This is a genomic window from Myxococcus qinghaiensis, from assembly GCF_024198215.1.
In the GTDB taxonomy this organism is placed as follows: Bacteria; Myxococcota; Myxococcia; order Myxococcales; family Myxococcaceae; genus Myxococcus; species Myxococcus qinghaiensis.
The window spans coordinates 339616-365670 of record NZ_JAKCFA010000007.1 but is presented as its reverse complement, the minus strand read 5'-3'; the positions used below and the strand labels follow the sequence as shown (position 1 = coordinate 365670).

At 68.6% G+C, this 26055-nt stretch carries 25 protein-coding genes; 11 read left to right on the top strand and 14 right to left on the bottom strand.

Features of this window, described 5'->3' with window-relative positions; genetic code table 11:
• Window positions 1-104: 104 nt before the first annotated feature.
• Both LZ199_RS15485 and LZ199_RS15480 read left to right on the top strand, forming a co-directional pair.
• On the top strand, window positions 105-1337 hold the full coding sequence (locus LZ199_RS15485) for an MFS transporter (RefSeq protein ID WP_253994455.1): 1233 nt from the start codon (window positions 105-107) through the stop codon (window positions 1335-1337).
• A gap of 79 nt (window positions 1338-1416) precedes the next feature.
• Complete coding sequence (locus LZ199_RS15480; protein ID WP_253994454.1) at window positions 1417-1782, top strand: hypothetical protein; 366 nt, start codon at window positions 1417-1419, stop codon at window positions 1780-1782.
• Window positions 1783-1784: 2 nt separating this feature from the next.
• On the opposite strand, the gene LZ199_RS15475 is transcribed toward LZ199_RS15480, so the two are convergent.
• The 3 genes from LZ199_RS15475 to LZ199_RS15465 form a co-directional block, all read right to left on the bottom strand.
• The gene (locus LZ199_RS15475) at window positions 1785-2624 is read right to left on the bottom strand and encodes an SDR family oxidoreductase (RefSeq protein WP_253994453.1); all 840 of its coding nucleotides are present in this window, start codon (window positions 2622-2624) and stop codon (window positions 1785-1787) included.
• Between the two features lie 33 nt (window positions 2625-2657).
• Window positions 2658-3782 carry an NAD(P)-dependent alcohol dehydrogenase gene (locus LZ199_RS15470; RefSeq protein ID WP_253994452.1) on the bottom strand — a complete coding sequence of 375 codons (1125 nt, stop codon included), beginning with the start codon at window positions 3780-3782 and terminating at the stop codon, window positions 2658-2660.
• Between the two features lie 154 nt (window positions 3783-3936).
• Window positions 3937-6258, bottom strand: a complete 2322-nt coding sequence (locus LZ199_RS15465; protein ID WP_253994451.1) for a hypothetical protein — start codon at window positions 6256-6258, stop codon at window positions 3937-3939.
• Window positions 6259-6524: 266 nt separating this feature from the next.
• Here LZ199_RS15465 and LZ199_RS15460 point away from each other — a divergent pair, with 266 nt between their 5' ends.
• The gene (locus LZ199_RS15460) at window positions 6525-7640 is read left to right on the top strand and encodes a Gfo/Idh/MocA family protein (protein ID WP_253994450.1); all 1116 of its coding nucleotides are present in this window, start codon (window positions 6525-6527) and stop codon (window positions 7638-7640) included.
• A 16-nt stretch (window positions 7641-7656) separates the two neighbouring features.
• Here the strand turns inward: LZ199_RS15460 and LZ199_RS15455 are convergent, their stop codons facing one another.
• Window positions 7657-8586, bottom strand: coding sequence for a LysR family transcriptional regulator (locus tag LZ199_RS15455; RefSeq protein WP_253994449.1), 930 nt, complete (start codon window positions 8584-8586; stop codon window positions 7657-7659).
• Between the two features lie 104 nt (window positions 8587-8690).
• On the opposite strand from LZ199_RS15455, the gene LZ199_RS15450 reads away from it, so the two are divergent.
• Window positions 8691-9329, top strand: a complete 639-nt coding sequence (locus LZ199_RS15450; protein ID WP_253994448.1) for a glutathione binding-like protein — start codon at window positions 8691-8693, stop codon at window positions 9327-9329.
• 74 nt (window positions 9330-9403) lie between these two features.
• Here the strand turns inward: LZ199_RS15450 and LZ199_RS15445 are convergent, their stop codons facing one another.
• From LZ199_RS15445 to LZ199_RS15435, 3 genes are all read right to left on the bottom strand, one after another.
• Window positions 9404-9988 (bottom strand): hypothetical protein, encoded by a 585-nt coding sequence (locus LZ199_RS15445; protein ID WP_253994447.1) that lies wholly within the window; start codon window positions 9986-9988, stop codon window positions 9404-9406.
• An 87-nt stretch (window positions 9989-10075) separates the two neighbouring features.
• Window positions 10076-10612, bottom strand: coding sequence for a hypothetical protein (locus LZ199_RS15440; protein ID WP_253994446.1), 537 nt, complete (start codon window positions 10610-10612; stop codon window positions 10076-10078).
• Between the two features lie 15 nt (window positions 10613-10627).
• The gene (locus tag LZ199_RS15435; RefSeq protein WP_253994445.1) at window positions 10628-11164 is read right to left on the bottom strand and encodes a hypothetical protein; all 537 of its coding nucleotides are present in this window, start codon (window positions 11162-11164) and stop codon (window positions 10628-10630) included.
• 279 nt (window positions 11165-11443) lie between these two features.
• On the opposite strand from LZ199_RS15435, the gene LZ199_RS15430 reads away from it, so the two are divergent.
• Complete coding sequence (locus LZ199_RS15430; protein ID WP_253994444.1) at window positions 11444-11830, top strand: hypothetical protein; 387 nt, start codon at window positions 11444-11446, stop codon at window positions 11828-11830.
• 198 nt (window positions 11831-12028) lie between these two features.
• Complete coding sequence (locus tag LZ199_RS15425; RefSeq protein ID WP_253994443.1) at window positions 12029-14515, top strand: WD40 repeat domain-containing protein; 2487 nt, start codon at window positions 12029-12031, stop codon at window positions 14513-14515.
• A gap of 21 nt (window positions 14516-14536) precedes the next feature.
• Here the strand turns inward: LZ199_RS15425 and LZ199_RS15420 are convergent, their stop codons facing one another.
• Entirely contained in the window at window positions 14537-15298 is a 762-nt protein-coding gene (locus LZ199_RS15420) for an AAA family ATPase (RefSeq protein WP_253994442.1), read from the bottom strand.
• Between LZ199_RS15420 and LZ199_RS15415 the strand changes: the two genes are divergently transcribed.
• Complete coding sequence (locus LZ199_RS15415; protein ID WP_253994441.1) at window positions 15298-15465, top strand: hypothetical protein; 168 nt, start codon at window positions 15298-15300, stop codon at window positions 15463-15465. The two genes, LZ199_RS15420 and LZ199_RS15415, sit on opposite strands and share 1 nt — an antisense overlap.
• Window positions 15466-15569: 104 nt before the next feature.
• Here the strand turns inward: LZ199_RS15415 and LZ199_RS15410 are convergent, their stop codons facing one another.
• Window positions 15570-16550, bottom strand: coding sequence for an aldo/keto reductase (locus tag LZ199_RS15410; RefSeq protein ID WP_253994440.1), 981 nt, complete (start codon window positions 16548-16550; stop codon window positions 15570-15572).
• A 218-nt stretch (window positions 16551-16768) separates the two neighbouring features.
• On the opposite strand from LZ199_RS15410, the gene LZ199_RS15405 reads away from it, so the two are divergent.
• Window positions 16769-18181: an amidohydrolase family protein gene (locus LZ199_RS15405; RefSeq protein ID WP_253994439.1), complete on the top strand. Its 1413-nt coding sequence runs from the start codon at window positions 16769-16771 to the stop codon at window positions 18179-18181.
• A gap of 51 nt (window positions 18182-18232) precedes the next feature.
• On the opposite strand, the gene LZ199_RS15400 is transcribed toward LZ199_RS15405, so the two are convergent.
• The 5 genes from LZ199_RS15400 to LZ199_RS15380 are packed head-to-tail and all read right to left on the bottom strand — an operon-like array spanning window position 18233 to window position 22861.
• The gene (locus LZ199_RS15400; protein ID WP_253994438.1) at window positions 18233-19495 is read right to left on the bottom strand and encodes a hydroxymethylglutaryl-CoA synthase family protein; all 1263 of its coding nucleotides are present in this window, start codon (window positions 19493-19495) and stop codon (window positions 18233-18235) included.
• A 56-nt stretch (window positions 19496-19551) separates the two neighbouring features.
• Window positions 19552-20589 (bottom strand): alcohol dehydrogenase catalytic domain-containing protein, encoded by a 1038-nt coding sequence (locus tag LZ199_RS15395; protein WP_253994437.1) that lies wholly within the window; start codon window positions 20587-20589, stop codon window positions 19552-19554.
• A gap of 45 nt (window positions 20590-20634) precedes the next feature.
• Window positions 20635-21375, bottom strand: a complete 741-nt coding sequence (locus tag LZ199_RS15390; protein WP_253994436.1) for a CoA-transferase subunit beta — start codon at window positions 21373-21375, stop codon at window positions 20635-20637.
• A complete protein-coding gene (locus LZ199_RS15385; RefSeq protein ID WP_253994435.1) occupies window positions 21372-22169 on the bottom strand; it encodes a CoA transferase subunit A in 798 nt (265 codons plus the stop codon). Before LZ199_RS15385 ends, LZ199_RS15390 begins: the two co-directional genes overlap by 4 nt.
• Window positions 22166-22861, bottom strand: a complete 696-nt coding sequence (locus LZ199_RS15380) for a TetR/AcrR family transcriptional regulator (RefSeq protein WP_253994434.1) — start codon at window positions 22859-22861, stop codon at window positions 22166-22168. The genes LZ199_RS15385 and LZ199_RS15380 overlap by 4 nt, the downstream gene beginning before the upstream one ends.
• A gap of 293 nt (window positions 22862-23154) precedes the next feature.
• Between LZ199_RS15380 and LZ199_RS15375 the strand changes: the two genes are divergently transcribed.
• From LZ199_RS15375 to LZ199_RS15365, 3 genes are all read left to right on the top strand, one after another.
• Window positions 23155-23958, top strand: coding sequence for a GC-type dockerin domain-anchored protein (locus tag LZ199_RS15375; protein ID WP_253994433.1), 804 nt, complete (start codon window positions 23155-23157; stop codon window positions 23956-23958).
• A 323-nt stretch (window positions 23959-24281) separates the two neighbouring features.
• A complete protein-coding gene (locus LZ199_RS15370) occupies window positions 24282-25628 on the top strand; it encodes a lanthionine synthetase C family protein (protein WP_253994432.1) in 1347 nt (448 codons plus the stop codon).
• Window positions 25629-25773: 145 nt separating this feature from the next.
• On the top strand, window positions 25774-25950 hold the full coding sequence (locus tag LZ199_RS15365) for a hypothetical protein (RefSeq protein ID WP_253994431.1): 177 nt from the start codon (window positions 25774-25776) through the stop codon (window positions 25948-25950).
• The last annotated feature ends 105 nt before the right edge of the window (window positions 25951-26055 follow it).

Sequence of the window (26055 nt, the reverse complement as noted above, 5' to 3'; positions counted from 1 at the left end):
CCTGGCACTCGAATCTATTGTCTCCGCCATCGACGTCGACGGGCGTCGCCTCGCCCCTGGGCGCAGGTCGCCCCGTCCTTTCACTTCGCTGACTGGCGGCCTCCATGACTTCCACGACCCCGACCCGCGCCCAGGCGGCGCCCGCACTCCCTTCCGCTGACGACACGCCCGAGAAGTCCGAGCGCCTGCCCATCGCCGGACTGCTCGCCCTGGCCATGGCGGCCTTCATCACCGTCCTCACGGAGGCGCTGCCCGCGGGCCTGTTGCCGAGGATGAGCGCGGACCTTCAAGTCTCGGAGGCGCTGGTCGGCCAGCTCGTCACGCTCTATGCGCTGGGCACATTGCTGACGGCGATACCGCTGACGGCCGCGACGCAAGGCTTGAGGCGGCGGCCGGTGTTGCTCCTCGCCATCCTGGGCTTCGCTGTCGTCAACACGGTGACGGCGGTGTCGACGAACTTCGTGCTGACGCTCGGCGCGCGGTTCTTCGCCGGCATGTTCGCGGGACTCTTGTGGGCGCTCGTCGCGGGCTACGCGGCGCGGATGGTGCCGGAGCACCAGCAGGGCAGGGCGATGGCGGTCGCCATGGTGGGCATTCCACTGGCGCTCTCGCTCGGAATCCCAGCGGGGACCTTCCTGGGCGCCGCCGTCGGCTGGCGCGTCACCTTCGGCATCATGAGCGTCCTGTCCCTCCTGCTCGCGGGCTGGGTCTTCGCCCAGCTCCCGGACTTCCCAGGCCAGCGCGGGGAGCGGCACATGTCGATTTCAAAGGTCTTCATGCTGCCGGGTATCCGGTCCGTGTTGTTCGCCACGCTCGCGTTCGTGCTCGCGCACAACGTCCTCTATACCTATATCGCCCCCTTCCTCGCTCCGGCGGGCCTGACCAAGGACATCGACGTCGTCCTGCTTGTCTTTGGTGTGTTCGCGCTCGTCGCCATCTGGGTCATCGGTGTGTTGATCGACCGATGGCTGCGCGAGCTGGTGCTTGTCAGCACGGCGCTGCTCCTGGGGGTGTCGTTCGCGCTCGGCTTGTGGGGGAGCACTCCCGCCGTGGTCTACGTCGGAGTGGCGGTCTGGGGGCTCGCATATGGTGGGGCGGCCACGCTCTTCCAGACCGCCTCCGCGAAGTCGGCGGGTGAGGCCGCGGACGTGGCCCAGTCGATGATCGTCACCGCCTGGAACATCGCCATCGCGGGCGGAGGCATCGCCGGAGGCGTGCTCCTGGAGACGCTGGGCGCCACCGCCTTCCCCTGGCTGCTGGTCATCCTGCTGGTGCCGACGCTGCTCGTCGTCTGGCTGGCGAAGCGCCACGGCTTTCCTCCGGCATTACTGCGCTGAATCCTGACAGCCCGAGCGGCTATGCTTCATTCCCTCGCGAGCCCGTTCCCGGGAGCGCGCTGAGCGCCGAGGGCGGACCATGCAGCAGCGGAGTGCCGTGTCGTGGCCAGGCCTGGTGGGTTTCGCCCTCCTGGTGCTTCCAGGTCGTGTGGTGGCGGACCACTCGCTCTACACGCTCGACTGGGAGAACAAATCCCAGGTGTTGGAGTACCGCTCCTGTGGTTGCGCGGATTCGTGCTGGGTCGCGGAGCTGCGCGCGAAGAAGGGACGCAAGCTGCTCGCCGGGCTGCGCTGTGACTGCACGAAACTCTGGGTCATCCCGGGCCCGGGCGCGAAGGAGGTCGAGTACCGCCCTACTTGCGAGGGCTTCGACACGGAGGGCAAGCTCGACCGCATCACGGAAGAGGTGCGGCGGGTGGTGAACGCTCGCAAGCCCGCGAAGTAGCCTCACGCCATCGGCAGGGACTCCAGGCTCATGGGCGCATGTCCCGCGAGCCGCTCCACGTCGGTCGTCACCTCCGACAGCTCGCCCGCCGCCATGGCCGTGTACGTGCTCACCCACGCGTCCACCTGCCACGGCTCGGCGGCGTAGCGGGCGCGTGAGCGATAGGCCTCCTCGATGCTCTCCGGGTGGTAGCGGATGGGGCGCCCCAGCTTGCGACTGAGCACGGCGGCGACCTCATCGAGCGTCAGCGCTTCGGGGCCGGTCAGCGAGTACGTGCGGCCCCGGTGCTCACGTGCATTCAGCAGCACGGCGGTGGCGACGTCGGCGATGTCGTCCTGCGCCACGGCGGCGACGCGGCCATTGCCAGCCGGACCTCGAATCACCCCGTCGTCCCCGGCCAGCATGGGAAGGAAGTCCAGATAGAGGTTGTCCCGGAGAATCACCGAGGAGAAGCGCTGCTCACGCAGGCGCTGCTCGGTGGCCCAGTGGTCCCTGGCGAACGTGAAGGTCGCGTTCGGGGCCGCCCCTTGGAACGACGTGTAGACGAGCGTCTCCATGCCCACCGACGCCGCCGTCTCGATGAACGCGAAGTGCTCCTCCAGCCGCGTCGGCGCCTCCTTCGCGGACACGAAGAGCACCGTCCGGACGCCCTCCAGCGCGCGGGCGAGCGCGTCCCGGTCTCGATACGCCGCGACGTGGACCTCGGCTCCCGGCAGGGAAGGGGCCCGCTCCGCGTCGCGGACGATGAGCCGCTGGGCGACTCCCCGGTCCGCGAGCCGACGGGCAATGCGTCCCCCGAGCCGGCCCGTGCAGCCGGTGACGGCAATCGGTGTATCCGCCATGACGTCTCCTCCGTGGGATGTGACGCGCGGAGCTCAGCCAGGTCGCGTCATCCGGATGATGGGCTTGAGCGTATCGCCCTTCTCCGAGTCCTTGGCCGCCTGGTTGATCTGCTCCAGCGGGTAGAACCTCGCCAGCTTGTCGAAGGGGAACTTTCCCTGCGAGTACAGGTCGATGAGCTGGGGGATGAAGACGTCCGGGACGCTGTCGCCCTCGACGATTCCGCGCACGCTCTTGCCGGGAATCATCAGGTCATTCACGTCGAAGCTCGCCTCGGTGCCGAAGGGCGGTGCGCCGACGACGCCGCACGTCCCCAGGAGGTCGAGCGAGTCGATGGCCTGCCGCAGCACCTTCGGATTTCCCGTGGACTCCAGCGTGAAGTCCACGCCCTTGTCTCCGGTGACACGCTTGATGAACGCCACTGCGTCCTCGTCCTGCCCGTTCACCACGTGCGTGGCGCCCAGCTCCAGCGCCAGTTGAAGGCGGTTGGGCCGGGTGTCCACCGCGATGATGGTGGTGGCCCCCGCCAGCCGCGCGGCCATGACAGCGCTCAATCCCACCGCGCCGGAACCGAAGGCCGCGAACGTGCGCCCCGCCGTCACCTTCAACGAATTGAGGACCGCGCCCGCGCCCGTGGAGATGCCGCACCCCAGGGGGCCGAGCAGCTCCAACGGGACGTCCTTGCGCACCTTGACGATGTTGCGCTCGGTCGCGATGGCGAAGGTGCTGAAGGAGGACTGGCCGAAGAAGTGGTCATGGAGGGGCTTGCCCTCCTTCTGGACCGCGGTGGACCCGTCCATCCGCCCACCGCCCAGGTTCCGCGCGAAGAACTCCCGGCAGTACGCCGGATGCCCCGACTGGCACAGGTCGCACCTCCCGCAGAAGGTGAAGGCCATGACGACGTGGTCGCCTGGGGCGACCTTGGTCACCCTGCTGCCCACGCGCTCGACGACTCCCGCCCCCTCATGCCCGAGGACGACGGGCAACGGCACCGGGTAGAACTGGTCGCGGACAATCATGTCAGTGTGACACATGCCAGTGGCGACCATCCGGACGAGCACTTCGTCCGCCTGAGGGGCTTCGATGGTGACGTCCTCGAGCTGGAAGGGCCCACCCTTCTTCCACACGACGGCCGCCCTGGCCTGGGCTTGCTCACTCATTGGCATGCTCTCCCCTCGGTACCGGTCCTGGCTAGGGTACGGATGCCTCGGTGGAGAGAGGAGTCTTGCCCGCTGCTTTCGGAGGGGAAGCAGGGAGGCTCGGCCCACGCCCGTTGCCTGGCGAGACCCAAGCCTCCCGCGTTCCGAGCGGTGACTACCCGCCGCGCACGCTGATGCGGTAGGCGGTGCTGCTCGTGCACTTGCCGACCTGCTGGACCACCGTGAGGATGTCCGTGGCCACCAGGTTCCGGCTCAGCAGGATGACGTTGCCGCTGCCGTCGCCAATCTCCTTGTTGCTGCTGTCATAGACGCGGATGCGCGCGCCGGGGATGGCCTGCAACACGATGACGAAGTTGGTGCCCGCGAGCGGCTGGAGGATGCGCGGCGCCTGCAGCTCCTTGCAGCTTCCCGCCGGAGGCGTCTGGTTCGGCGGACCCGCCTGACACAGCTTCTGCTGCGCGACCAGGACCTCGCCGGAGTTCAGGGCCCGGCCCAGGGGCGTGGCGAAGTCGTAGTTCGGGTACCAGGAGATGGGCGTGGAAAAGCCGCCCGCGGAGCCCACGCCCAGCACGTCGATGCTCGTCCGGGCGCCGTTCGTCAGCGAGCCCAGGCTCACCAGCTGCTGACCCGCGAAGGTCTGCGGCGGGTCGAAGGAGGGCGCGGGGATGCTCGCGGGCGCCTTCACGGCCTTCTGCGGCGCGGACTCCGGGCTCTTGTCGCCGCACAGGCCGATGACCGCCTTGTACTCGTCACCCACGACGAAGGGCGTCTTGCCCGGGCGGATGGCCGTCCAGTCCGTGCTGGTCGACGATGAGACGGCCGAGCCGCCGTTCACCGTGACGGTGAGCTTCGCGCCCGGGACGTGGCGCACGGAGATGACCTCCGCGCACTCGTAGATGAGCGTCGGGTCGATGACGGGCGCGGGCAGGCCCGCGGGGTAGTCGACCTTGTGGTCGCGGACCTGAATCTCCGGTGAAGGGCCGGAGACCGCCGCGCCGCTCTCCTGCCGGGCCGTGACTTTGTCGCCGACGACCAGCGCCGGCACATTGAACACCTCGTGGTCGGGGTTGCGGGCGATGAGCGAGCCCACGTCGGTGCCGTTGATGGTCAGCGTCACCTTCGCGTCGAGCACCGCGCCGCGCACCGCGACCTGCGTCGCACAGGCATACAGCGGGTCGATGACCACGGGCGGCGAGAGATAGCCCGTGTCATCCGGGATGTTGCCGGGCACCGTCGTGCCTGTCGGCTTCGGCGCCTTGCATGCCTTGCGCAGCGCATCCACGTGCGCGGTGTACTGCGAGCGGTCCGCGCCGTAGGGAGGCATCGTCCCGGGCAACGGCGGGCTCACGGCCGTCTCCAGGACGATGCTGCAGTAGCCGGGCAGCTCCTTGGAGAGCGCGGGGAAGCGGCGACCGGAGCCGCCCGCGCGGTGGCAGGTATCGCAGCGGCCCTCGGAGGAGACCGCCTCCAGCAGATACGAGGGGCCCGGGTTCTGCGGCCAACTCGGGTGGACGATGGGCTCGTACCAACCCGTCCCGAACAGGTCCAAGCCGATGAAGGGGGGCTTCTCGGGGTGGACGATGAAGGGATTCTCGCCCGCGTGGCAGTCCGAGCAGGTGCCCTGGCCGTTGGCTTCGAGGGCGTAGCCTCCAACGAAGTCCTTGATGTCCACCTGCACGCCCCGGATGAAGGTCTTGCTCGCGGGGTTGTCCCAGAAGCACGCCTTGTTGCTGAGCGTGCCGAGGCAGATGATGCCGAGCAGGTCGATGGACTTGTCGTCACGCAGGTAGCGGGGCAGCGCGAGACAGACGCCCGGCGGCTTGTCGCTGGTGTAGTGCATCAACTCCGCCTTCTCGGTGGTGCTGATGAACTCGTCGTCGATGACGCCCCGGTTGACCCAGCCCGCGGAGAACATGGGCGGAGGAATGGGGACGCCGGCGGCTGCACACTCGCGGATGTAGGCCTCGCCGCTGTTCTCCGTGATGGAGAAGGTCTTGATGCCCTGCGCCTCCAGCTTCCGTGCGACGTCGGAGCCCACGCCCTTCGTCTCGTGCTGCTCTTCTTTCTCCACCTTCGACGTGCTCAGCCGCTTGAGGTAGTGCGTGCGCAGGGCCCCGTTGAGGGCGCGGATGCGCGTGTAGTCCTCGGGGTGCAGGGTGTCGTTCAGCCAGTCGATGTACAGCGCGTTGGCGAGGACCTCGTCGTCCACCTGGCTGGTGATGACCTTGCGCGGTCCGTCGATGTCGAGGCCGCCTTTCTCCAGGGCCTGTCGCCGCAGCGTCTCCAGGAACTCCTGCTGGGTGCGCCGCACCAGTCCAAGGTCGGCTGTCAGGACCTTTCCGCCCTCGCCGAGGAAGGCTCCGTGGCCGTAGGTGACGACGCGCTCGCCCGCCGAGGACTCCGGACTCACGGGGGGCTCGGCGCTCTGGCAGCCGAAGAAGCTCACCGCCATGACGACGGAGAGGACAAGGGTCAACCGCGGGTTTCCAAGCATGGGTCGTCTAGGGGAAGGAGGTGCGACAACGACAGACGGCACTCCCGAGCGGCGGAGCGGGCTGCGAAATCCGAGGCCTGCCATCGCTGAACGGCATGACCCCGTTTTCTTCCCTCACCGCGTCTTCATGCCGGTGTCCTGGACGCCGTGCTGCCCACCATCCAGCCGTGCGGAAAGCCTGGAGCCCTGGCGGGGACTTGTGACCCCGCGCCCTGGCGCACAGCGTGTCCTCCAGAGGAGGTGTGCGCATGGCTCAACGTGGCTCGCGGCGGATTCGTTATGCGGTGGTGGGCGCGGGAAATCTCGCGCAGGTGGCCATCCTCCCGGCGTTCAAGAACGCGAAGGAGAATTCCGAGCTGGTGGCCATCTTCTCGTCGGACCGAACGAAGCGCGAGGCGCTGCGTGAGCAGTACGGTGTTGAACACTGCGCGGGTTACGAGGACTTCGAGCAGGTCTGCCGGGACGCGGAGGTCGACGCCGTCTACATCGTGCTGCCCAACACGATGCACCGCGAGTTCACCGAGCGCTCCGCTCGGGCGGGGTTGCATGTGTTGTGCGAGAAGCCGATGGCCACGACGGTGGAGGACTGCGAGGCGATGATTCGCGTCGCGGACGAGCACGACGTCCGGCTGATGGTCGCCTACCGGCTCCACTTCGAGGAGGCGAACCTGCGAGCCATCGAGCTGTTGCGCTCTGGCAAGCTGGGCGAGCCTCGGATGTTCTCCGCGCTGATGACGCAGCAGGCGCGCTCGGGAGACATCCGCACGCGCGCCGACGTGGGAGGCGGGGCCTTGCTCGACGAGGGGCCGTATCCCATCAACGCCGCGCGCTACCTCTTCGGGGCCGAGCCCACGGAGGTGGTGTGCTTCACGCAGGAGGACCCGGACGCGCGCTTCAAGGGCGTGGACGGCACGGCGTTCGCGTTGCTGCGCTTCTCCGAGGGGCGGATGGGCCAGTTCGCCATCAGCCATGCGGCGTCGGCGGTCTCCAGCTACCGGGTCGTCTGCGAGAAGGGCGACCTGCGCGCGGACCCGGGGTTCGGGTACGACTCCGAGCGCAAGCACTTCATCACCGTCGATGGGAAGACGGAGGAGCGGACGTTCGAGAAGCAGGACCAGTTCGCTCCGGAGTTGCTCTACTTCTCGAAGTGCATCCTGGAGAACCGAGAGCCGGAGCCGTCGGGTTGGGAGGGGCTGGCGGACCTGCGGGTGATTGTCGCGCTCCAGGAGTCCGCGCGCACGGGGCGGGCCGTGAAGCTCGAGCCCTTCGAGCGGCGCCAGCGGCCGTCCATCGACCAGCTCATCGTCCGCCCGGCCATCGAGCCGCCCGAGCCGGTGAACGCGCCGTCGCCCACGGTGGAGTGAGCCCAGGGCGTGTGGCTCACCCCGTCGCGAGCCGGCGGGGCGCGAGTCCCTCCAGGGCTGTCGCCAGGCGGTGCGCTGCTTCACTGGCTTCGCGCCGCCAGGCGATGCGCCAGGAGCGCTGGAGCGGCCCTGACGCGAGCCGCTTCGCGACCAGGTCTCCCTTGCCGAGATGCGGCCCGGCGATCCACTCCGAGATGACGGCGATGCCCAGGCCGGCCCGCGTCAGGTCGAACATCGCCTCGGTCAGCGGGAGCCGCTCGTAGCGCAGGCGGGGCCGCTCCCGGCCGAAGACCTGGGTGATGAACCAGTGGGCCTCCGCGGGCGGTGTCTGGGACGTGAGCAGGGTGTGCTCGCGCAGGTCGTCTCGCGTGAGCGTCTTGCGGCCCGCGAGTGGATGTGAGGCGGACACGACGAAGACAATCTCGTCAGAGAAGAGCTTGCGGGCCCGAAGCGTGGCGCGGGGGATGGTGGCCTGGGTGAGGAGGGCCACGTCGATGTCTCCCGCTTCGAGGGCGGGGACGGGATCGCGCGTATGCTCCACGGCGAGGACGATCTCCAGCCCCGGCATGCTCCTGCGCAGGTCCACGAGCAGGGAGGGGAGCCAGTGGTAGGCGGTGTAACACTCGCACACGAGTCGCAGGCGGACGGGTGGGGTGGCGGGCGTGAGGACGCAGCGCTCCAGGTCACCCAGCTCCAGGAGCAGTCGCGTGGCGCCGGTGACGAGCTGTCTGCCCGCGTCGGTGGGGACGAGACCTCGGTGTGTGCGGTCGAAGAGGCGGGTGCCGAGCTTGTCTTCCGCGAGCAGCAGGGCGCGGCTGACCGCTGGCTGGGTGAGGTGGAGCAGGGTGGCGGCCTGGGCCGTCGTTCCCGCCGAGGCCAGGGCGACGACGACTCGCAAGTCCTTGATGTCGAGGCGGGTAGCGGGCGGGGCGGCGATGTCGCTCATGCATCGAGCCTATGCGAACGATGCGTTGGACGCATAGGGCGGCGAGGACCAGAGTCATCGGCGTTCCCAAGGGGGAACGTGCTCGATGTCCTGGAGGAATGACCATGCAGCTCTACTTCTCACCGCTGTCCTGTTCGCTGGCGACCCGCATCTCCCTCTACGAAGCCGGTGCGGAGGTCGCCTTCGTGGAGGTGGATTCGAAGACGAAGCGCACGCAGGATGGCCAGGACTACCGGGAGATCAACCCGCTGGGCTACGTGCCGACCTTGCGGACGGATGATGGCGACATCCTCACGGAGAACGCCGCCATCCTCCAGCACGTGGCGGGCCGCTGGCCGGAGGCGAAACTCGCGCCGACGGAGCGCAGGGCGCGCGAGCGGCTCCAGCAATGGCTGTGTTTCGTCGGCACGGAGCTGCACAAGTCGGTCTTCACGCCGCTCCTGGACCCCAAGGCTCCGGAAGGGGCGAAGGCCTACGCGTTGGAAAAGGCGAGCTCACGGCTGGACTTGCTGGAGAAGCACCTGAGCGGTCGGGAGTTCCTGCTGGAGGAGTTCAGCGTCGCCGACGCCTACCTGTTCGCCGTGCTGGGATGGTGCGCGGCGACTCCCGTGGACCTGAAGAAGTGGCCTGCCCTGGTCGCCTACGTCTCGCGTCTCCGGGAGCGGCCGAGCATCGCGCAGGCATTCCGCGAGGAGCGGAAGCTCTACGCGGACCATCAGGCGCGATACCCGAAGACGGCGTGAGTGGCTCGGGACGACGTGCCGCACATGGAGGAGCGCGGAGCCTCCGACCCGAGGTCCCGCGCTCGCATCGAGGGCTACTCGTAGTCCTGCTGGAAGGTCGATTCGATCCACGCTTCGATCTCCTGGGGACTGGCGGACAACCCCGGGCTGAGTGGGCGGCCCAGGCGTTGGTCCCGGGTGTGGGCCATCGCCTTGGAGTGGTCCCGCGCGCTCGTCAGATGTCCCTCCTCGAACGTCAGCTCGTGGACCTCGCGGAACTTCCAGGCGGGCGCGAAGCCCATGTGGACCGCCAGCTCACGGATGAAGTCGGTGCCGATCAACAGGCTCCCCGTGAAGGGAACTCGCGCACGGTGCGGCTCGTACACGGCGCACTCGTCGTGCGTCGGGTCATACCGGGGCGCGTTGCCGAACAGCGGCGCGCCTTGCCCGTCCCGGACGGACGGCGTGTCATCCGGGTGCACTCCGACATGGAGCCTCTCGAGGAACAGTCCTTCCTCGGTGACGCGGTAACCGCAGAAGAAGCCGCGCCAGCACGCGGTCGACTGCGCCACGGGCTTGAGGCCATGTTGTCCTGGGATGAAGAGCCCGGTGCCCTTCACGCCGGTGAGGCTGAAGGTCTGCTCGCGATAGAGGACCGTGTCGGTGATTTGGGCGGTCAAGGGCTGTACTCCTGAGAAGGCGGCAGGGGAGTCTGGCGCGTTGGCTCCCGACTCCCCCAGCGTAGCTCACCTGACTCCCAGCGGTCGTCACCCGCTCATGCAGTCCAGCAGCACCTGCGTGCGGTAGGGCTTGTCCCGCTGAGGCGGCTCCGGCATCAGGACCGTACGCGCGCACGGCACCACGAAGCGGTGGTGCAGCAGGGCGGACGCTGTCTGCGTGGCTCGCTCGTAGTCGAGCCACTCCAGGGTCATGACACAGGTGTGCGTCCTGCAATCGACGCCCAGCACGGAGAACGGCCGGCGCGTGCGCAGCGCGTCCAGGTCGGCACGCAGCCCCGTCGCGGTGGGGACGGCCCACCCGGGTTGGATGGGCTCCAGTTCATGGCGCTGGAGCTCGCCCATGTATTCGGCGAGCACCCGCCGTTGCTCCACGGCGGGGTCCACCGGGGCCGGCGGAGAAGGTCGCAGGGTGGCTTCCTCACGGACCGCGGGCGGTGCCGCGTCGGAGAGACTCACCGCGGAAGTGGAGCGGAGGGTGAGCGTGGCTCCCGCCGCGCCGACGGCACATGCCGCCAGCGCGAGGAGCACGCGTCCGGAAGGGAAGGGGACGGTGCGATTCTTCATGGCCTGGCCCTCAACTCACGGCGTGTAGAGGGTGTAGCCCACCGACGAGGTGAACCCGACGTCGCCACGGCCCGGGAGCTGGATGAGGACGTAGGGATAGTCCCACGGCGCCGTCCGCCAGTAGTACAGCGCGTCCACGCCCGAGCCGCTCGTCAGGGTCACGTTGTAATAGCCCGTGGCCGCGCTGCGCAGGGCGCTGCCGCAGCGGCCTCCCGTGGACCATTTCCAGGAAGTGCAGGCCATCACATAGACGTCGTGGCCGCTGTGGCCGTCGAACCCCTGGACGTTGACCTGGTAGATGTTGTTCGGCGCGAACGTCGCGTCCGTCGCGACGGGGCAGCGCAGGTCGATCCACTGCCAGTTGATTCCTTCCGACCGGTTGCGCACCCCATGCGACGTCCCGTCGAAGTCCGCCTCGGGCCGGTCCTCGGTGCTCTGGAAGCAGGCGAAGGTGGAGGTCATTCGCTCGCCGGCGACGGCCGAGGCAAAGGGGGCCAGCAGGAGCGCGGGCAGCAGCGCGGAGAACAACGCGCGAAGCGAGGTCTTCTTCATGTTCAGCGGGTCCTTTTTCGCAAGAAGCACCGACTTGGTGCCCAGGACCGCATGTGCAACGCGAATGCCGCGCATTCCGCCCACGTCGCTCAAAGGCAAACACCTGGAAGGACTGAGACACACGGGCGCCGGTGCCTGGCACACGTGTGCCAGCCGTGCCAGGCGCTGTGCCCGCGAGGGCTGACGAACGGAGGGGGGGCCGCGTGCCCGGCCGCCCCACATCACATTCCGGCCGAGCGGACTCCTGCCACGTGGAGACCAGACCTCGGGAGGACCGACATGAGCGCCATTCAAATCATCCTCATTGGAATGCTGGGCAGCGCGCTGCAGGAGCTGCTGCACTGGTACGGACTGCGGGAGCACCTGGGCACGGGGCGCTACAAGGCGCTCATGCGGTCCGCTCCCTACTGGGTCATCACCGCGTTGATGATTGTCGGCTCCGGCGTGGCGGTGTGGGCGTGGTTCGCGGGCGACGGCGAGATTCCCATGCGGCAGTACCTGGTGCTGGGCGCCGCGCTGCCCCTCATCTTCAAGAAGGCCGTGGAGGTCGTCACCGGAGCCAAGCCCGCCGTGGCCATGAGCAATCCCAGCGCGTCGCCGAACAGCGGCAAGCTCGCCGACTACTTCAAGGGCGCTGGAGGCTCCCGTCAGCAAGGCCTGGCGTGAGTCGGGCCCCCACATGACCACGCAATGACAGCCTCGGCGGGGTGTGCATGGGAAACTTCTCGTGAGGCTGCCTGCGAATGGTCTCCCACAGAGGACTTCTTCGGGGAGGCCACGGACAGGCTTTGACACCGCGTGGGTGGACGATTAGGGAACGTCCCGACGCGCATCTGGGGGGCCGGGACGCGCGGGAGAATGCCCATGACTTCGCGTCTCGTGTCCCTGCGCGCCGCCCGCATCACATCCCTGGTCCTGACCTGTGTCCTGGGCGCGTGTACCTCCGACGAGAAACCGCCCGGGCCCTCGTCGCGCGCTCCCGGGGTGGCCCTGCTCCAGATAGAGAACGCGCAGGTGGCGCCCGGGGGGCCCGTGCGCTTGCGCTGCACGGCGGACGACCCGGATGGAGACCGGCTCGTCTATGTCTTCGATTGGGGACAGGGTGGAACGCTGCCCCAGTCTCCGGAGGTCGACAGCGGGACGACCTCCGGCGTGGACGTGCCCGTCTCCCGGGAGGGCTCCTATCAGGCGCGGTGCCGCGCGGTGGACTCGGCCGGCACCGCGGGCGCGTGGTCGCCCCAGCTCACCTTCATCGTCGGAGAGCCACCGCCCGATGGGAATCGGGGGCTCCAGGTGGAAGTCGTGGGGCAGGGGCGCGTGACGAGCACGCCCTCGGGCGTGGACTGTCCGGGCACCTGCTCCGTCCGGCACGCCTCCGGGACGCGGCTCACGCTGGAGGCCGTGCCCGCGCAGGGCTGGCAGCTGCTGGGGACCTCCGCGTGTGAGGGGACGGTCCGGAGCTGTGAGCTGCTGCTCGATGCCGACAAGGTCGTCACGGTGCGCTTCGCACCAGTCCTCGACACGGCGCTGTCCTGGCAGCGCACGGGGGCGCAGTTGCCGGCGTCGCCGGAGTGGAGCCCGGATGGCACGTTGCTCGCCGCCGTGGATGGGAGTGTGTCGACGCCGGGCGTGCTGCGCGTCTGGGATGCGACGCAGGGGCGTGTGAAGCGACTGACGGCGGCGGTGGCTCCCGCGCGCTTCTCCTCGGTGGCGTGGAAGCCCGGGAGCGGAGCCGTGTTGGCCGTGGGGCTGTCGACGGGCAGCGTGGCGGTGCTGGATGCGGTGACGGGCGTCACGCTTCGGGAGTGGCCCGTACAGGCCGGCAACGTGCGGGCGCTGGCGTGGAGTCCGGACGGCACGCGGCTGGCCACGGCGACGGATGCGAACAAGGAGGTCCACTTCTGGAACCCCACCACCGGAGAGCGCGCGGGCCAGACGCTGACGGCGGTGGACAAGGTGCATCGGCTGGCGTGGAGCCCTGACGGCGTCCGAATCGCGATGCAGGCGGGCACCCTCTCGCGGTGGGTGGAGTTCCACGCCGTGGGCACACAGGGGCCGGAGGAGCTGTTGCCAGATGCAGCCGGCTTCGCCTGGAGCCCGGATGGCGCTCGCTTCGCGGCGGGCTTCCAGGGCGAGGTGAAGGTGTATTCGACCACGGGGTATCGCGTGGAGGCCACCCATGCGGGAGCCTGGGGACTGGCGGCCCAGGTGGACTGGAGCGCGGATGGACGCTGGCTCGGCGTGGGAGGGCCCGCGCGCCAGTTGTTCGTGCTCGATGCGGGCACGGGCGCGGTGGTGGTGGACGCGAGCCAGGTGGCTACGGGTGCCAACGCGCGAGGCTATGACGCGCTTCGCTTCCATCCGACGAAGCCCCAGTTCGTCGTGGTGGATGACCTGCCGGCGACGTTGGATGTCTTCACGGTGGACTCGGGCGCGGCGACCTACAGCCGACGCGAGGTCCTGCCGCATCGCTACACGGTCCGGGCGGCTGCGTGGAGCCCCACGGGTGACGTGCTGGCCTCCAGCGGTGACGAGGGCAAGGTGCGGCTCTGGAATCGCGCGGGTGATTCGCTCAGGACCCTCGACGGCCATGGCGGGCAGCCGGTGCGCGCGCTGGCGTGGAACCTCGCCGGCACGCGGCTGACCACGGGCGGAGATGATGGGGTCATCAACGTCTGGAACGCGGAGGACGGGACGCTCGCGCAGCTTCCCATCCGGCGGGAACCGACTCCGGCACTGGAGGTCTACCAGGTCGCGCCGAGTCCCGATGGAGTCCGCGTGGCGAGCGTCATGGGTGTCACCACCGTCGCCTCCCAGCGCGGCGTCATCCGGGTCCATCACATGACGAACGGCGCGGAGTTGTTCCGCTTTCCGGACGGCTCGCGACAAGTGCTGTCGCTCGCGTGGACGCCGGAGGGCAAGCTCGTGGTCGCCTACTTCGGCATGAGCTGGGATGTGTGGGACCCGGTGACGCAGGCCATCACGACGCTCGCGCCCGTCGCGGACACCTCGTCGCTGGCGGCGGCCTTGAGCCCGGATGGAACGAAGCTCGCCTTCGGTGGTCGTCCTGGCCTGGCCCTGTGGGAGGTCTCCACGGGGAGGCAGCTCGCGCAGACGCCGTTCGCGTTCTCTCCGGAGGCGCTCGCCTGGAGCGCGGACGGGCGCCGCGTCGCGGGAGGCGGGCTGGGCGGGCAGGTCTTCGTGTGGGACACGAGCGTGCCCGCGCTGCCGGCCACCGTCATCGGCTTTCATGACAACAACGTCTCGGCCGTGTCCTGGGGGCCCGAGGGGAACCTCGTGGCCACGGGTGGACGGGATGGCTCGCTGCGGGTGTGGCGCTTCACGCCGTGAGGACCCGGACTCCGCTCCGGCTCAGGCGGGCGCGGAGGGCGACAGGGGCGTGAAGCGCGCGGCTCCTTCGTGCATGTCCACGCGGATGACCTCGCGGACGTCGAAGGACTCCGCCAGGGACTCCGACGGTGTGCAGAGCACCACCTGGGACAGGCGCGCGGCGGAGTGCATGGCCTGGACCTGTTCCCAGATGGAGTTCGGCGGTGGATCCCTGGAGGGCTCCACGCGGAAGTGCAGGGTCGGCGCGTCCAGGCGCGGGCCGTCGTCGAATTGGATGTCGCGCAGGAAGCACCGCATCCACCACAGCCAGTTCGCCAACAGGTAGCCCACGTACCAGCCTTCCTTGTCGTACTGGCTGAGCCCGTCGGGGGGCTCGGAGGGGGCCACACCTGGCGCGAGCTCGAGCAGTGAGGCCTCCGCCCGGGGCGCGTCGAGGGCAGGGTCGACAAGGAGGGCCGATACGCCGGCGTTGAGGTCCACCGACTCCCACGTCACCTGCCACGTGCCGTCCGTCCGCCGTTTCAGCTCCACGCCATAGTGGTTGTCGAAGAAGTTCAGCTCCACGCGCACGGGTTGCGTTGCCTGGAGGCCGTCGAGCACGCCGGATGTGAGCAGGTGCTGTTGAAGCCCTCCTTCCGAAATCGCCTGTATCAGCGCGAGCAGCGCGGTCAGGTCCCGGGTGGCCGACTCCTCGGTGTCCACCAGCACACACAAGTTGGGCGGGCGCAGGTCGACGTCTCGGAGCGAGCGGAAGCCGGAGACCCGGAGCTGGGTGAGTTTCATTGGCCCGCAGCCTATGCCAGTCCCCGGGCGTCCAGCAGAACGTCCGCGGGAGGGCCGGCTGCACGGGAGGCGTCAGCGGCAAGGACTCGGAGTCGAAGCGCACCGGCGCCGCGTGCCCGGCGGTGTCACCCAACATCGTCCACCAAATCATCCGGGCCTATCACTGACAGGTGGAGTCGGGCTCCCGTCCCTACACCGAGTCCCGGGTGCGCCTGCCGCGCCGGGGACCGAGGTCGTCAAGCTGTAGCCCTCGGTCCCCAAGAGGTCCGGGTTACTTGTACAGCACGTCGTTGACGCTGATGCCGCGTCCGCGCGGGAGGACCTTCTCGAGCGCGGCGAGGTCCTCGGCGGTGGGCGTCCACGTACCGGCCCTGGCGTTCGTCTTGACCTGTTCGGCGGAGGTGGCGCCCGCGATGACGGAACCCACGGTGGGGCGCGCGGCGAGCCCGCCGATGGCCACGTCGATGAGGGTGATGGAGCGCTCGCGAGCGAAGGCCTCCAGCCGCTCGACGGCGTCGAACGTGGCGTCGGTGAGCAGCCCGCCCATGTTCCACTGCTTCACGCGGGTGTTCTCCGGAGCCGCCGCGCCTCGCTTGTATTTGCCGGTGAGCAGCCCGCTGGCGAGCGGGAAGTAGGGGAGCAGGCCGATGCCGTGTTGTTGCAGCGCGGGCACCAGGTCCTGCTCGACGGCGCGGCCAATCAGGCTGTATTCGTTCTGGGCGCTGATGAAGCGCTCCAGGCCGCGCGTGCGGGCCGTCCACTCCGCGTCAGTCACCTGCCAGCCCAAGAGGTTGGAAGAGCCGACGTAGCGGACTTTGCCCTCGCGGACCAGCTCGGTGAGCGCGCTCAGCGTCTCTTCAATCGGCGTGTGGGGGTCGGGCCAGTGGAGCTGGTAGAGGTCAATCCAGTCCGTGCGCAGGCGCCGCAGGGAGCGCTCGATGGCGCGTCGGATGTAGCGCCGCGAGCCGCGCGCGCCCCAGTCCTTGCCGTTCTCGCCCTTCACGTCACTGCCGAACTTGGTGGCCAGGATGATGTCCCGGCGGCGGGTGCCCAGGGCCTCGCCGAGCAGCTCCTCCGAGGTGCCATACGAGTCGGAGGTGTCGAACAGGGTGATGCCCGCGTCGATGGCGGCATCGACGACGGCGCGGGTCTGCTGCGCGTCGATGCGCATGCCGAAGTTGTTGCAGCCCAAGCCCACGGCGGAGACGGTGAGGCCGGAGCGGCCGAGGCGACGGTAGGTCATCTGCGTCATGTGTTGGCTCCTGTCAGCGGAGGGGCGAAGGTAGCGGGGCGTGCACGGGGGCGCAGGGGAGAATGCAAGGCGCTTGGGCCTTCGCGCCGCCAGCGTCTACCGCGGGGCGATGTCGAGGGCTGAACGCTCCTCGCGGTGCGCCTGCATTCCCCTTCACCGGAGCCCGCGCGGGCGCGCTACCCCTGGCCTCCTGTTTCGCTGACGCTCCGGAGGCCCGCGTGTCCTGGTCGACGCTTCATCTCCGCCCGAAGTCCTGGTGGCTCGTTGGATTCCTGGGGACGCTCGCCTGCGCGCGCCATGCCCCCGAGGTGGCGCGCGGCGGCGAGGGCGCGTCGAGCCCGGCCGTGGTCGCCTTGAGGGGCGCCAGGCTCATCGATGGGGAAGGCGGTCCGCCCATCGAAGACGCCACGCTCGTCATCGAGGGTGAGACGCTCCGCGCGGTGGGGCCCTCCGGCGACGTGGAGGTGCCGGAGTCGGCGCGAGTCATCGACGTGCGCGGGAAGAGCGTGCTGCCGGGGCTCATCGCCAACCACTCGCACCTGGGCGTGGTGGACGGGACGCAGTCCGGCGCGGGCCATTACACGCGCGACAACGTGGCGCGACAGGCGCGGCAGTTCGAGGTGTATGGCGTCACCACCGTCGTGTCGCTGGGCTTCAACACCACGCTCTTCCCGTCGCTCCAGGAGGAGTTCAACGCGGGAGCGCCGCGGGGCGCGGACCTCCTGGGCGCGGACCGGGGGCTCGGGGTGCCGTCGGCGGCGCCGCCGGTGAACGTGGGCGAGGACCAGCTCTACCGGCCCCGCACCGTCGAGGAGGCCAGAGCCGCCGTGCGGGAGTCAGCCTCGCGCAATCCCGCGCTGCTGAAGATCTGGGTGGACGACTTCCACGGCAGCCTGTCCACGAAGATGTCGCCCGACATCTACGCCGCCATCATCGACGAGGCTCACCAGCGAAAGCTCCGCGTGGCGGCGCACGTCTACTACCTGGAGGACGCGAAGCGACTGGTGCGCGACGGCGTGGACGTCCTCGCGCACGGCATCCGCGACAGGCCCGTGGATGAAGAGCTGGTGCGAGAGATGAAGGCGCGCGGGACGTGGTACGTGCCGACGCTCGGCCTGGATGAGACCTTCTACATCTTCGCCGAGCAGCCCGAGTGGATGCGGACGCCCTTCTTCGCGCACGCAGTGCAGCCCGCGCTCGCCACCCAGTTCGCGGACCCCGCGTGGCGTGCGAAGGCGCTCGGGGACGCGAAGGCCCTGGCGCGGAACAAGGCCTCCGTGGCGATGAACCTGCGCAACCTGAAGGCGCTCCATGACGCTGGCGTGTCCATCGGCTTCGGCACGGACTCCGGCGCGAACCCGCTGCGCATCCCCGGGTTCGCGGAGCACCGGGAGCTGGAGCTGATGGTGCAGGCGGGGCTCACACCGCTCGCGGCGCTGACCCATGCGACGCGGGATGCGGCCGCGCTGCTGAAGCTCCAGGACCGGGGCACGCTCACCCCCGGAAAGCGCGCGGACTTCATCCTCGTGGAGGGAAACCCCGCCGAGGACATCCAGGCCGTCCACCGCATCATCGGCGTGTGGCACCGGGGACAGCGCGTGTCGGGAGGCGTGGAGGAGTTCACGCCTTGAGCAGGCCGCCCCGGCAGCTGTGTGCCCGGGGCGACCGTCACGGTGCTTCCGTCAGACCGCGCCGCCCTCGACATACAGGCGCTTGTGGTCGCGAATCTCCGCGAGGCGGAACGCGCCGGGCGCCGGGGCCTTGGCCTCGGGAGCCTCCGAGGGCAGCTTCATCAGCCGCTCGTACTCCTCGATGGAGACGCGCTCGCGCCGGGCCAGTACGCCGTCCAGGTCCGCGCGCGCCATCCGCTCCGCCGCCTTCTCCCCGACGACACCGGAGAAGAACTCCGCCATGCAGCCGCTGCCGTAGGACAGCAGGCCGATGCGCTGGGACGCGAGCTGCGCGCCCTCGCGATGCAGCAGCCCCGCCAGCGCCAGGTACAGCGACGCCGTGTACACGTTGCCGATGCGCGCGTTGAGCCCCAGCGACGACGCCACCTGCGCGTCGTAGCTGGCCGCCGACTTCGCCACCTCCTCGCGAGCCTCCGGCGTGCCCGGCCCGGGCCCCACCGCGTCCTCCAAGTCACAGAGGCGAAGCTGGGTGTGCGCCTTGCGAGCCATCTTGCAGAAGGGCACGTGGTAGGCGATTCGCGCGAGCTGCTCGCCGGGCAGGGCGCCCGACCAGCGCACCAGCCCGTGCTCCAGCGCCTTCTCGCGCCAGCCCCGGTACGCACCCGACAGGGCCTCCAGGTAGCAGTTGATGGAGTAGTGCCCGTCCACCAGCGCCTCCCGTCGGCCGATGGGCCGCCAGAAGTCGTAGACGTCCATGGTGCACGTGCCGTTGAGGCCCACGTCCAGCGCGAGCAGGTCCGGCTGCTCGGAGACGAGCAGCGCCACCGCGCCGCCGCCCTGGGTCGGCTCGCCCGCCGTGTTCAGGCCGTAGCGGGCGATGTCCGAGCACACGACGATGGCCACCTTGCCCGCGCCCGCACCGGAGGCAATCCACTCCGTCGCGGCCATCAATCCCGCGGTGCCGCCGTAGCAGGCGTGCTGCGTGTCATACGTGCGCATGGTGCGGGGCAGCTTCAGCAGGCCCTGGACGTGCGAGGCCACCGGCTTCGAGTGGTCGATGCCCGTCTCCGTGCCCACCACCAGCATGCCGATGCGGGACGTGTCCACGCCCTGCTGCTGGATGAGCCGCGCCGCCGCCGTGGCGGCCAGGGACACCGTGTCTTCGCCCGGGTCCGTGACGGCCATCTCCCTGGCGCCCAGGCCGGCGGTGAACTTCGCCGGGTCCACCCCTCGCGCGCGCGCCAGGTCCTCGATGTCCACGTATCGGGACGGCACGGCCACTGCCAGCGCTTCGATTCCAACCCGTTTCTTCATGGGGCTCCTCGCTTCCAATTCGTGCCTCAAACCTCGGTTGTTGTCTCGACGGCGGCTCAGGCTTCGGGCGGCACCAGCACCAGCCGGCCCGCCACTTCTCGGTTTTCCAGCCGGAAATGGGCCCGGGCCGCTTCCGCGAGCGGCACCGCGTCCGTGACGAATTGTCTCACGCCACCGGTGGCCGTCAGCCGGAGCGCCTCATCCAGCTCCGCTTGGTTCGTGGCGTACGCGCCGATGATCTCCAGCTCTTTGACAATGATAAGCCCGGGATTGATTTGCACGAGGCCCGACTCGAGGTTTCCCACCACGACGAGCCGGCCGCCGGGGGCGATGCATTTCAATGACTGGTCAAACGTGGCGCTGCCCACAATCTCAACCACCAGGTCCACGCCCGCACCGCTGGTTCGCTTGCGCACCTCCGCCGCGAAATCCAATCCTTTCGAGAGGATGACCTCATCCGCGCCCGCATCCCGCAGCGGCTTCACCTTGGCTTCGCCGGACGTCACGGCGATGACGCGCGCGCCGTCCAGCCTGGCGAGCTGCACGGCGGACATGCCCACGCCTCCGCTCGCGCCGGTGATGAGCACGGTTTCACCCGCCCGCAGCTTGCCCCGCGTGCGCAGCGTGTGGACCGCGGTGCCCGTGGTGCAGCAGACCGTGGCGGCCTCGGCCCAGGGCAGCGAGGCGGGCACCCGGCCCAGGCCCGCGACGGGCGCCACCATGAACTGCGAGTAACCGCCGGGCAGCTCCTCGCCGAAGAAGCGGTTGTCCGTCTTGCACAAGCTGTTTCGCCCGCTGCGACACAGCCCGCACTCGCCACATGACAGCCTTTGCAGCGTCGCCGCCCGGTCGCCTGTCTTCCACCCTGGCGTGTCCGGCCCCACCGCCACGACTTCGCCAGCGGCCTCATGGCCGAGAATCGCGGGGACGCTGGTGCGAGGCAGGTTGCCTCGGCGGTTGATGACGTCGTGATAACAGACGCCACAAGCGTGCACCTTGAGCAGCACCTCGCCGCGCCCCGGAGCGGGCACCGGGACGTTCTCCATCTTCAAATTCCCGGCTTCACCGAAACTGCGCAGAACAACAGCCTTCATCTCCATACCTCCGAGAGCAATTCCAGACACGAGTGATGTCGAGGGTCAGCGGCCGACGAGTTGTTCGCGGTAGCCGCGAGGATCCAACGCGCGGATGGCTGTAAGGGTGCGGGCATCCGGCAGCGACGTGACGGGCAGGGCCTCGTTCACGGTGAACTCGAAGCCCGTGCGCTCGGCGATATCCTCCGCCGTGGCCCACGGGTGGCGCGCCATCAACCGCGCACCGGAGGCGCCCAGCTCGAAGACACCCAGGTCCGAGATGAGGCGCACCGTGCGGCGCGGGTCCTGCGTCGTCGCCACCTGGACTTCCGGCACCAGGTTGCGGCGCGACTGGCGAGGCACCAGCAGCACGGGGCGATGCACCCACTGCCGTAGCGTCGCCGCGCCCGCGACGCCCGGGAACTTCGTGCGAGGGCGCTCCAGGCTCCCGCTGGCCGTCATGTTGGTGCGGCCAAGGGCATCCACCTCGGCCGCGCCGAAGAAGACGGTGTCCACCCGACCGCGCCGCGCATGGTCGAACAAGTCGGGGATGGTGATCTCCGCCGAGCGACCCTCCAGGTAGCCCAGGTCCTCGGAGGAGGGCAGCAGCGTGGAGATGTCCGGGTCCAGCGAGCCCACGCAGGCCAGGTACGTCAGGTCCGGCGCATGCGTGGCCCTGGCCACCGCGATGGCGAGGATGGCCAGCGGCGAGGCGACGCCCGTGGCCACCACGGCGCCGTCTTCAATCTGGAGCGCGAGCAGGGAGACCACGGTCTCCGCGGGAGTGGCGTCGAGTGTGGCGCTCATGCCGCCCTCCGCGTCTTCACCGAGGCGAGGAACTCCGCCTCACGGCCCGTCTCCGCCAGCGCCAGGTAGCGCGACAGCATGTCGTCGTCGTGGGGATACAGGCCGGTGCAGCCGGTGGGCAGCGCGCCGCCCGGTGCGAGGACGATGCGGTCCACCTGGAAGCCGGGAATCGTCGCGCGAGGCAGCCGCTTCACGCGCTCCTCCACCGTGGCAATCACCCGCCGCGCGGCGCCCGCGACGAGCAGGTCCGTGGTGGGGTCCTCGATGAAGAGGTTGCCGCGCTCATCCGCCGCTCGTGCGTGGATCAGCGCGACATCGGGGAAGTACGCGGGCTCCACCGGGACGCTCTCCCCGGTGAAGGGGTCCACCACGGTGCGCGGCGGCTCCGCGCTCGCGAGGCCCGACACATCCGCGTCCGGCGCGGGGATGAAGGGCAGGCCCATGGAGGCCGCGCGCAGCCGCTGGACGACGCGATAGCCGTCATGCTCGCGCCAGGAGAGGGTGTTCTGCTCAATCGCCCGCTTGATGCAGGGCATGGGGCGCACGCGGCCCTCCAGGCTCAGCGCGCCGAAGGCGATGTCCAGGTGCGCCAGACAGCCTCCCGCGACGAGGAGCTCCGCGGGCAGCGGGTTGGGCAGGGAGATGAGGCGCAGCCCCCGACGCTCCTGGGCAATCAGCTCCATCACCAGCGCCATGGGCGCCCGGCCGAGCATGAAGCCGCCCGTGGCCAGCGAGGCGCCGTCGGGAATCGACGCGACGGCCTCCTCCAGGGAGCACCAACGCGCGGTCTTCACGGCTCCTCCGTTCCGGAGCCGGAGCTGGTGCCGGAACCGGAGGCGGCCCGGGGCACCACTCGCAGCGAGGAGACGCCGGGCTGGCCGTCAACGGCGGCGGCGACGATGGGCGGGAAGAGGAGGTCCACCATGCCGTCGGCGATCTGCTCGTCCGTCAGCCGCCCGTCGGGCTTGAACCACTTGTAGACCCACAGCACCATGCCCAGGAACGAGAACGCGCCGATGGTCGGGTCCACCGGACGGATGCGCCCCTGCTGCGCGGCCTGCGAGAAGGCCTCTTCCAGGAAGTCGACGTAGCGCTTCTTGCGGTTGTCGATGAACGCGCGCGCCTCACCGGTGAGCGTGGCGTGCTCGTGGAGGATGATGATGACCTCCTTGCTCCACCCGCGCGTCACCAGCAGGATGTTGTGGCGCATGCACGCGCGCAGCCGGTCCACCGGGTCCGCGATGTCCTGAACTCGCGAGAGCACCTGCTCCTCGAACAGGTCCATCCCGTAGTTCATGATGGCGAAGAGCAGCTGCTCCTTGTTCTGGATGTGGTGGTAGAGCCCCGCCTTCGTCATCCGGCACGCGGCGGCGATCTCCTGCATCGAGGTGCCTTCGTAGCCGCGCTCGCAGATGAGCCGCGCCGCCGTCTCCAGGATGGCCTTGTAGCGCTCGCCCTCATCCGGCTTCCGTCCGCTCGTCGTCACATGTCCCTCGTCTTGATGGACTGTAAGTTTTTCAAAAACCCCGACCTACCGACCGGTAGGTAGCACGCGAAAACGCAGTGTGTCAACGCGCGTGGCGGAGCATGGGGCGCGGGCCGGGTGGAGAAGTGTCAGGAGTTTCAGGGGGTTGAGATTGAGCTGGAGCTTCCGGGAGGGAGCGACCCGCTCGTTGCGACGGTTGTCGAGCGGGCGCCCTAACGTCGTGGGCCTTCTCGTCACACCCCCCGGAGGTCCCGATGCGTCTCTCCCTGCTGTGGGCTGGAGCCGTCCCTTTGATGTTCGCCACGTCGGCCGAAGCTCAGCGAATCACCCCGATTGAGGGCAGTCGTTCGGTGTCCGCGAGCATCTCCGCGGTGGATGCGGTGACGCACGTGGTGGACTCGGATTCGCGCAACACGACGGCCTTCGCGCCCTTCAACGAGCACATCGCGCTGGATGCGAACACCCAGTACGAAGGCTCTCCGAGCCGCGTGGATGCGAAGGGCAGTGGCACCCAGTCCTCGCGCATCACCGACCGGCAGATTGAAGCGTCGGTCTCCGCCAGCGCCGAGGGCCTGTCGAACGACTCCTCCGCTCGTGGGCAGGGCACGGGCAACGCGGACATGTACCTGACGTTCGAGCTGAACCGCCGCGCGCGCTATGTGGTGACCGCCCGTGCGACGGCGACGTCGACGGCGTCCACCTCGGGGCAGCCCTTCGGCGGTGTCTCGAGCCTGCTCTACATCGCGAACATGGAGAGCGGGACGTCGGTGCTGTCGATTGATATCAGCGGAGGGGAAACGGAGTCGCTGTCGCAGACGGGCTGGATGCCGGCGGGGCCGTACACCTTCCAGGGTGACGTCTCCGCCCTGGTGGATGCCCGACAGGGGCATGGCACGGTGTCTGGCTCGTGGGCGGTGAACCTGCGGCTGTTCTGCGCCTCCGACTTCAATGCGAATGGCGTGGTGGACTCCACGGACCGCGCGGCGTTCCTGAACGCCTGGAACGCGGGCAATGCGACGGCGGACATCGACGGCAATGGCGTGGTGAACCGCGCGGACCACGACGTGTTCATGCTGGCCCACGGTCGCGGCTGCTGAGCACGGTGGTCAGGTGTTGATTGCGAGGCGGGCTCCGGGGTTCTGGGGCCCGCCTTTCTTGTTCCAAGTCAATGATTAGCTTGTCTGGAGAGGCCGAAATGCCGTGATGCTTTGTTTGTGCTGGAGAGGGCTGCGGTAATACGGGCAGGCATTGGATGTCTATACGTGGATTCCGCATGGGTCGTCTTGGACTAAGGTGTTCCTGTTGACCTGGTTGGGCTTAGGTTTGACCCTGGACTGTGTGGTGATTGCTGGGAGGAGGGCGGAAAAAAATCAAGGGTGTCTTGTATGTCAAATCTGTGATGGGGTAGGGTGTTTTCCCGATGGCCGCCCAATCCCTTGATTCCATGCCTGTGGTGGAGGACTCGCCCGGTCGCTCGGGTTCCATGTGTTCGAATCATGATGCAGGGCGCCATGAGAAAAGGAAGGGCTGGCATCCCATCCTGAGTGGTGCGCATCAAGCTGAAGCGTTAGAGGTGGTCGAGGCGACCGCCAGAGATGTCGCTGCAATGAAAAGAGGCGGCGAGCCTGGCCGGCTCGCGGATGGGCATGCAGGCTATGCTCTTTTCTTTTCCACCGCCGCGAACTTCGCTGCACAGGATGTTGCGCAAGAGATTGCGCGCAGCCTCCAGCTCGCTACGGCCCGCTTCGCATATGACAAACGGGCGCCGCTAGGTTTGCACTGGGGTTTTGCCGGACTGGGGTGGGTCGCCGCATACCTTGCGGCGCGCAATCCGGGTCTTGATGTCGAGGAGCTCTGCTCCACCATTGATGCTCGACTAATGTCCGCGCTCCAAGTGCGCCCGTGGCCTCATCCCTGTGATATCCGGGATGGGCTGGCCGGTATCGGGCTTTACGCCCTCCAGCGATTCCATGTTCCCGCGGGGAGGCGCCTCCTGGCCCGCGTCGTCGAGGTGCTGGATGAGACAGCGCAGGTCTCCCCGGAGGGGGGTACCTGGCCGATGCCTCGGGGCTATTGGTCCATCTATGAAGAAGGGGCCGAATTTCCTCAGGGACTCTACTCGTTGGGTGTGGCTCATGGCGTTCCCGGGGCCCTGGCCATTCTTGCCGCGGCGCATGCCAACGACGTCGAGCGTGAAAGGGCAGACAGGCTCCTTCGGGGCGGGTTTCGCTGGTTCACCCTACAGGCGCGGGAGCAGCAAGGGCATCCCTATTTCCCACACTTCCTGAAGGGGGCGACTCCGGTGGAGGATGATCGCTTCAGTTGGTGTGTGGGGAACCCGGGAATCGTCTCGGTTTTGTGGTGGGCAGCCCGGTTGTGGGGGGACGTGGAATGGCAAGAGCGGACCTCGGGTTGGGCGCTGCGCGTGGCACGTGAAGGGTTGGACCGGCGTCCGGGAATCAATGCGAACTTGTGTTGTGGAACATCGGGTACGGCGTTGATCTTCATGAGGCTGTACCACGCGACAGGGCAGCCCCTGTTCCAGGAGGTTGCGATTCGCTGGCTTCAGCACACCCTTGCCTTGCGGACGCCGGGTGTGGGCCCGGGTGGCTTTTGCTTCGAGATGAACCCGGACCGGCCCTCCGCCAACCTGCATTTTGGCGCCACCGGCATCGCACTGACTCTCTTGGCCGCGGCCTCGGACGTCGCGCCCGACTGGGATCAAAGCTTTCTTTTTTCACTCAAGTCGAGCCCCAACGCTTTCTAGTATTCCGGCAGTTTGCATGCCCTTTCCTCAAGTGTGCTTCTTGGCGCTCTCGCGCACGTATCTGGCGAGGAGTCTTGCTTGAGGGCCGGGCGCATCCGCTGTCGTGCCCGGGCAGATCCCTGCCCACAATCAGAGGAGGTAGATCATGGAGAAGACGCTGACCCTGAAGCTGTCGCTGGACAAGGAGACGCTGCGTGAGATCAAGGAGACCGAGCTCCTTGACGAAGTCCTGGGTGGTATCACCGACTGTAACTGCACGTGCAACTCGCAGACGGGCATCACCCGGGCCAACAGCAAGGGTGAGGCTGATCAGGCCCCCTAGTTGACTGAGGAGGCAGTTGTTGCCTCCAGGTTGTTCCGCGTCACGTCGTGCAGCTACCGGGCGACCCTTCATGCCGCCTGGTAGCTGTCGTGTCATGTCTTCTCG

Bases quoted from the DNA above. Each gene is read 5' to 3' on its own strand.
- LZ199_RS15485 (WP_253994455.1), top strand. From the start codon at position 105: ATGACTTCCACGACCCCGACCCGCGCCCAGGCGGCGCCCGCACTCCCT.
- LZ199_RS15480 (WP_253994454.1), top strand. From the start codon at position 1,417: ATGCAGCAGCGGAGTGCCGTGTCGTGGCCAGGCCTGGTGGGTTTCGCC.
- LZ199_RS15475 (WP_253994453.1), bottom strand. From the start codon at position 2,624: ATGGCGGATACACCGATTGCCGTCACCGGCTGCACGGGCCGGCTCGGG.
- LZ199_RS15470 (WP_253994452.1), bottom strand. From the start codon at position 3,782: ATGAGTGAGCAAGCCCAGGCCAGGGCGGCCGTCGTGTGGAAGAAGGGT.
- LZ199_RS15460 (WP_253994450.1), top strand. From the start codon at position 6,525: ATGGCTCAACGTGGCTCGCGGCGGATTCGTTATGCGGTGGTGGGCGCG.
- LZ199_RS15455 (WP_253994449.1), bottom strand. From the start codon at position 8,586: ATGAGCGACATCGCCGCCCCGCCCGCTACCCGCCTCGACATCAAGGAC.
- LZ199_RS15450 (WP_253994448.1), top strand. From the start codon at position 8,691: ATGCAGCTCTACTTCTCACCGCTGTCCTGTTCGCTGGCGACCCGCATC.
- LZ199_RS15440 (WP_253994446.1), bottom strand. From the start codon at position 10,612: ATGAAGAATCGCACCGTCCCCTTCCCTTCCGGACGCGTGCTCCTCGCG.
- LZ199_RS15435 (WP_253994445.1), bottom strand. From the start codon at position 11,164: ATGAAGAAGACCTCGCTTCGCGCGTTGTTCTCCGCGCTGCTGCCCGCG.
- LZ199_RS15430 (WP_253994444.1), top strand. From the start codon at position 11,444: ATGAGCGCCATTCAAATCATCCTCATTGGAATGCTGGGCAGCGCGCTG.
- LZ199_RS15425 (WP_253994443.1), top strand. From the start codon at position 12,029: ATGACTTCGCGTCTCGTGTCCCTGCGCGCCGCCCGCATCACATCCCTG.
- LZ199_RS15420 (WP_253994442.1), bottom strand. From the start codon at position 15,298: ATGAAACTCACCCAGCTCCGGGTCTCCGGCTTCCGCTCGCTCCGAGAC.
- LZ199_RS15410 (WP_253994440.1), bottom strand. From the start codon at position 16,550: ATGACGCAGATGACCTACCGTCGCCTCGGCCGCTCCGGCCTCACCGTC.
- LZ199_RS15400 (WP_253994438.1), bottom strand. From the start codon at position 19,495: ATGAAGAAACGGGTTGGAATCGAAGCGCTGGCAGTGGCCGTGCCGTCC.
- LZ199_RS15395 (WP_253994437.1), bottom strand. From the start codon at position 20,589: ATGAAGGCTGTTGTTCTGCGCAGTTTCGGTGAAGCCGGGAATTTGAAG.
- LZ199_RS15390 (WP_253994436.1), bottom strand. From the start codon at position 21,375: ATGAGCGCCACACTCGACGCCACTCCCGCGGAGACCGTGGTCTCCCTG.
- LZ199_RS15375 (WP_253994433.1), top strand. From the start codon at position 23,155: ATGTTCGCCACGTCGGCCGAAGCTCAGCGAATCACCCCGATTGAGGGC.
- LZ199_RS15370 (WP_253994432.1), top strand. From the start codon at position 24,282: ATGGCCGCCCAATCCCTTGATTCCATGCCTGTGGTGGAGGACTCGCCC.
- LZ199_RS15365 (WP_253994431.1), top strand. From the start codon at position 25,774: ATGGAGAAGACGCTGACCCTGAAGCTGTCGCTGGACAAGGAGACGCTG.